We start from the raw sequence: 4,843 nt of genomic DNA on the forward strand, positions 1-4,843 counted from the left end.
TGACGGTGTCCTGCACCGGCTTCTTCGCGCCGGGGCCCGATTACAAGGTGGTGCGCGCGCTTGACCTTGCACCATCGGTGCAGCGCTACCACCTCGGCTTCATGGGCTGCTACGCCGCGTTCCCTGCGCTTCGCTCGGCGAAGGCCTTCTGCGAGGCCGACCCCGACGCCGTCGTGCTCGTGATCAGCGCCGAGCTGTGCTCGCTGCACGTGCGGTCCTCCAACAATCCGGACACCATCGTCGGTTCATCGCTCTTCGCCGATGGAGCAGCTGCCGCGATCGTTACCGCGCGCGATCTTCCCCTCAACGGCCCCGCCCTCAGCCTCGATTACTTCGAAACTGTCCTTACCCCGGTGGGCGAGGAGTCGATGGCCTGGGACATCGGCGATGAGGGCTTTGAGCTGGTCCTCGGCACCTACGTTCCCCACATTATCGACGAGCACATCGTCGGCGCGCTGGCACCGCTCCTTGCCCACGATGAAACCCTCAAAGGAATCGCATACCGCGACATCGAGCACTGGGGAATCCATCCGGGCGGGCGGAGCATCCTCGACAAGGTTGAAGCGAAACTGGACCTGACCCAGGAGCAGCTTGTGCCTGCCCGCGAAACACTTCGGCAGTTCGGCAACATGAGCAGCGCCACCGTGATGTTCGTGCTGAAACACATCCTGGAGCAACCATCGTCGAGCGGCAACGGGCGCATCTGCTCCATGGCCTTCGGCCCCGGCCTCACGGTGGAGACGGCGCTTTTCACCAAAGTAGACGCATGAGCCCTTCCGGCTTCCTGCCGGCGGGACGCAGCCGCCGTCGAGGAAATGGCCAAACCCGACTGCGATCGACAGGGAGGCTCTACAGAACCTCCCTGTCGCATACGGGCTCACCGAAACGGCCGCCCGTGCCTGGGGTCATTGCCGGTCAATGCCCTGCTCTTCCAAGCACTTTCTTAGGCGGATCAAGCCGTCGCGGATCCTTGTTTTCACCGTTGGGGGTTTTACATCAAGCTCTGCAGCCACGTCGGTATAGGTGAGTCCGCCGTAATAGGCAAGGCGATTCGTACTGCAGGGTCGTCAATGACCCCAGGCACCGGCCGATGGCTTCGGCTGCTGCCAGCCGGTCGACAAGCGCCGGCACAGGATCGTACTCATGGAACCTGGAGAGCATTTCATATTTGAGATTACGGCCGATGAACCGCTGCTCACTGCGGACCCTGTCCACGGCCCGACGATGAGCGATCATCAGAAGCCACGTCATGGGACTTCCGGCATCAGGATTGTACTTATAGGCATTGAACCAGACTTGGACATATACGTCCTGAGCGGCATCCTCGCTTAACGCCCGGTCCAGGAGCACTCTCCGGATCACACCATAAACGCGGGTAACCGTTCGAGCGTATAATTCCTCAAACGCCTCCACCTCGCCTTGGGCCACACGCGCAACCAGGCCCCCCAGATCAGGGGTACCACTCGCTTGATCAGCCAACTCATCCGATCTTCCCTCGGCGTGGAGGCCTGGCAGGACTCATTCATTAGCTTCACACATAACCGACCGATCCCGCAGCCAGAGCCATTAAGTTACACAACCGAAACCAATACCCGGGATCACGCAACCATTGAATGTTCAACCGTGATGTCACTTCCGCGAACGGCTTCATTGCGAACACCGTGACCGGTGTCTTAACCTCCGGGAAAACGCGGCCGTAACCCAGTCGGTTGAAGTCATCCTTGGTGATCGGCGCGGTCGTGGCGACGAACCGCGCTTAGATTCACCGTTGTATGACCCCGGGCCCCGCGGAGTCGAGCTCACCCCTCCCCCGCCGCCACAGCGACCAATCCAGTCAGCTGTTCCCCTCGAATGTTAGGTAGAGGTGGTCGAGGGGTGAAGCAGCTGCCCTGAGGCCACAGGAAATGGGGGAACCCATGAAGCATATATTGTCGTGCGTGAAGCAGCGCCGGCGGGCCCTCTGATGGATAAGGAATTTCACCCGGTCCAGCTGTTGACGGTGGCTGAAGTCGCTGCCGCATTACGCGTGTCCAAAATGACCGTTTACCGCAAGGTGCACTCGGGCGAACTGCCCTCCATCCAGTTCGGCCGCTCATTCCGGGTCCCGGTCGCCGCCATTGAGGCCTACCTGCCCAAAACAACAGGCGCACACCCAGACGGGCTCACGGATTGACTGCGGCACACAGTGACAGCGCACGTGCCGGAGAGGCCGGCTTTGCCGCGCCGCGGACTGCTCTAGCCCAACCCTCAAGGAACAAGTGTGGCACCCACCCCAACCCGGGGCGGGTGCCACACCCATATCCGGGGCCTTCGCGGCTCCGGAAAGATGCCACCTCCGGGCTGGAAACAGCGGAGGTCCAGCCGTTCGCATGCGGTGTTCAGCGTCGGGTCCGCCAGATCGATTGACCGGGTGGAAATGACTTGCATTGGATCCTCGCCCAGCCCCTCATCCCTGCGCCGCAGCCAGTATGCGTAGCACCTGCCACCGAGTTTGCTGTTGGAGGTTATCCCGGCCGGACGTGGTCCATCATCGAGTACCAATGAGCCCTACCCATCCGCCCAATGCGCGTGGTCATTTCCCCGTCGGGGCATGGATCTCTGCGAGGCTGACCGAGTCGATTCCGGTGCCGGCGGCGAGTTCGAATGGAGCACCGGGACGTCCTCGATGAGGTCGTAGGATTCGAGCAGAGTGAAAAGCGCACCCTGGTGTCCCTCTGCTTCCGGCGGTTCTGTCTCGCCGGGGGCCGGGGTGGAGCCGGGTCCCGGCTGCGGCTCCTGCAATGATCCGGCTCACAACCCAAGCCTAGCGGGAGGTATGTTTCCTGCCCGAACTGTGCCCGCGGAGGGCTCACCGTTATAGAATCGTTGTTTGGGCATACAGCATCACCACTGTTGGGGAAACCACATAGTGGCGTTGCCGCCAGGAAAGCGGCTTTAGTCATAGAGCACTTATTTTTTCAGGGGGATCATGCAATGAACAACGCAGCAGGCACGGATGCCCCCGCTCTAACGGACAATGACTCACGCGCCGGCAAGGCCGTGCCAGCGGGCGCGCCGGAGACACTGCTCGGCGGGAGGTACCGGCTCGGTACCCTGATCGGGCGGGGCGGCATGGCCGCGGTGTACAGGGGCCGGGATGAACTCCTGGGCAGGAATGTGGCGGTTAAACTCTTCCGTTCCGCTCCGGACGGCGGTGAGGAAGCAGGCAGGATCGGCAATGAAGTCAAGGTCCTGGCCGGACTAAGCCACCGCAACCTGGTCACCGTCTTTGATGCAGGTGTCGAGACCGCCGCTCCGGGGCGGGCGTATCTGGTGATGGAACTGATCGAGGGCGCCGATCTGCACCGGGCACGCCGCCAGGGCCCCTTAAGCGGGCAGGGCCGGTTCAGCGGCGCAGAGACGAGCGCTATCGGTGCCGGTATCGCCGCGGCGCTGGCTTATATCCACGGCCGTGGGATCGTCCACCGTGATGTGAAACCTGCCAATATCCTTATCGGTGCGCCCGGCAGCCGGCACCGGATGGCTCATCCCAAACTCGCCGACTTCGGCATCGCCGGGCTCCTTCAGGACCGGCAGCTGGCCGCGGCCGGCCAGTCCATGGGCACTGCAACGTATTTCAGTCCCGAACAGTCCGGCGGGCTGGTCATCACCGCTGCCACAGACATCTACTCTTTGGGGCTGGTCCTGCTCGAATGCCTCACTGGCAAGGTCGCTTTCCCCGGTGAGGCGGTTGCCTCCGCCGCGGCGCGTCTGTACAGGGAACCGCGCATCCCCTCCGGGCTGGGGCCCGGCTGGGTCCAATTACTGACGGCCATGACCGCCCGCGGGCCCGAATCCCGTCCCGCCGCAGCCGATGTGGCAGCCACCCTACGCTCCCTGCCCACAGCCGGGAATGAGAGCACCACCGAAGCGGCTGAACACCCGGCTCCAACAGGGCCGTCCCGGCCGTTTGCCGATACCGGCTCCCCGGAAACGGCGATCCTGTCTTCGGAAGGCCCCTCCCCCGAGACATCGCCCATGCCCGCCGTCTCCGGCCCCGGCACACCGCAGCCCCAACGCCTCCGAAACACTTCGGCACTGTATCTTCCCGACGAGGAGGAGAGCCCTCCCCACCGGCCCGCACGCACTCCCCGGAAACGGCTGGGCCCCGGCCAATGGGCTGTGGCGGTTTTGGTTCTGGCCATTACCGTCCTGACGGTGGCCGCGGCCATGATGCTGATTCCGGCGACCGGTACCGGCCCGCCCCCGGTCGATTATCCGTCCGTACCCGAAGAACTGGGGAAGCGTCTGGATGACCTGCAGAAAAGCGTTGCCGGATCATGAAACAGAACAGCAGAATCCGGATCTTTTTGACCGCCGCGGTGTTGAGTATCCCCCTCCTCAGCGGATGCTCGCCTGCACCGGACTATGACCCGGCAACGGCGGCCAGGCTTCAGGGCGGCGTATTGACCGTCACGGAACTGGCCGCCGATGGTGACTACGCCCAGGCATTGAAAGCGCTGGAAAAACTCAGCGCCAGCGTGGACTCGGCAGCAACAAACGGAGCCATCGGATCCGACCGGACCAAACGCATAGAAAAGGCCATCACCACCGTACAGAGGGAACTCGAAACCAAAACCGCAGAACAAAAACAGCCCCGCACCAAACCCGAGCCCAAACCCGAACCACCAGCACCGGCACCAGCACCGGCACCAGCACCGGATCCACAACCACCAGCACCCGCACCGAATCCGCCTGCCCCCGCACCAGCGGTACCAGCGCCAACCGGGACCACGACCCCGCCCGGCCCGGAACCCGAACCGACAGAACCTGCGCCCCCGCTACCGGAACCCAGCGGATCCAC

At 63.3% G+C, this 4,843-nt stretch carries 6 protein-coding genes; 4 read left to right on the forward strand and 2 right to left on the reverse strand.

The features are described 5' to 3' along the window. Positions 1-770 (forward strand): type III polyketide synthase (locus tag Y707_RS0101700; RefSeq protein WP_026533819.1); only part of this gene is annotated, 770 nt, incomplete at its 5' end. Between the two features lie 135 nt (positions 771-905). On the opposite strand, the gene Y707_RS33380 is transcribed toward Y707_RS0101700, so the two are convergent. Together Y707_RS33380 and Y707_RS33385 are read right to left on the reverse strand one after the other, a co-directional pair. Then, the gene (locus tag Y707_RS33380; RefSeq protein WP_216699184.1) at positions 906-1,013 is read right to left on the reverse strand and encodes a sigma-70 family RNA polymerase sigma factor; all 108 of its coding nucleotides are present in this window, start codon (positions 1,011-1,013) and stop codon (positions 906-908) included. After that, entirely contained in the window at positions 997-1,428 is a 432-nt protein-coding gene (locus tag Y707_RS33385) for a sigma factor (RefSeq protein ID WP_442853271.1), read from the reverse strand. Before Y707_RS33385 ends, Y707_RS33380 begins: the two co-directional genes overlap by 17 nt. Before the next feature lie 535 nt (positions 1,429-1,963). On the opposite strand from Y707_RS33385, the gene Y707_RS0101715 reads away from it, so the two are divergent. From Y707_RS0101715 to Y707_RS30415, 3 genes are all read left to right on the forward strand, one after another. Then, positions 1,964-2,173, forward strand: coding sequence for a helix-turn-helix domain-containing protein (locus Y707_RS0101715; protein WP_035779914.1), 210 nt, complete (start codon positions 1,964-1,966; stop codon positions 2,171-2,173). 800 nt (positions 2,174-2,973) lie between these two features. After that, complete coding sequence (locus tag Y707_RS0101725) at positions 2,974-4,323, forward strand: serine/threonine-protein kinase (protein ID WP_051441543.1); 1,350 nt, start codon at positions 2,974-2,976, stop codon at positions 4,321-4,323. After that, positions 4,320-4,843 (forward strand): hypothetical protein (locus Y707_RS30415; RefSeq protein ID WP_051441544.1); only part of this gene is annotated, 524 nt, incomplete at its 3' end. The genes Y707_RS0101725 and Y707_RS30415, both read left to right, overlap by 4 nt.

This window comes from Arthrobacter sp. H14 (assembly GCF_000520495.1).
GTDB lineage: Bacteria > Actinomycetota > Actinomycetes > Actinomycetales > Micrococcaceae > Arthrobacter_C.

Coding starts and splice junctions, on each gene's coding strand:
- Y707_RS0101715 (WP_035779914.1), top strand. CDS start 1,964: ATGGATAAGGAATTTCACCCGGTCCAGCTGTTGACGGTGGCTGAAGTC.
- Y707_RS0101725 (WP_051441543.1), top strand. CDS start 2,974: ATGAACAACGCAGCAGGCACGGATGCCCCCGCTCTAACGGACAATGAC.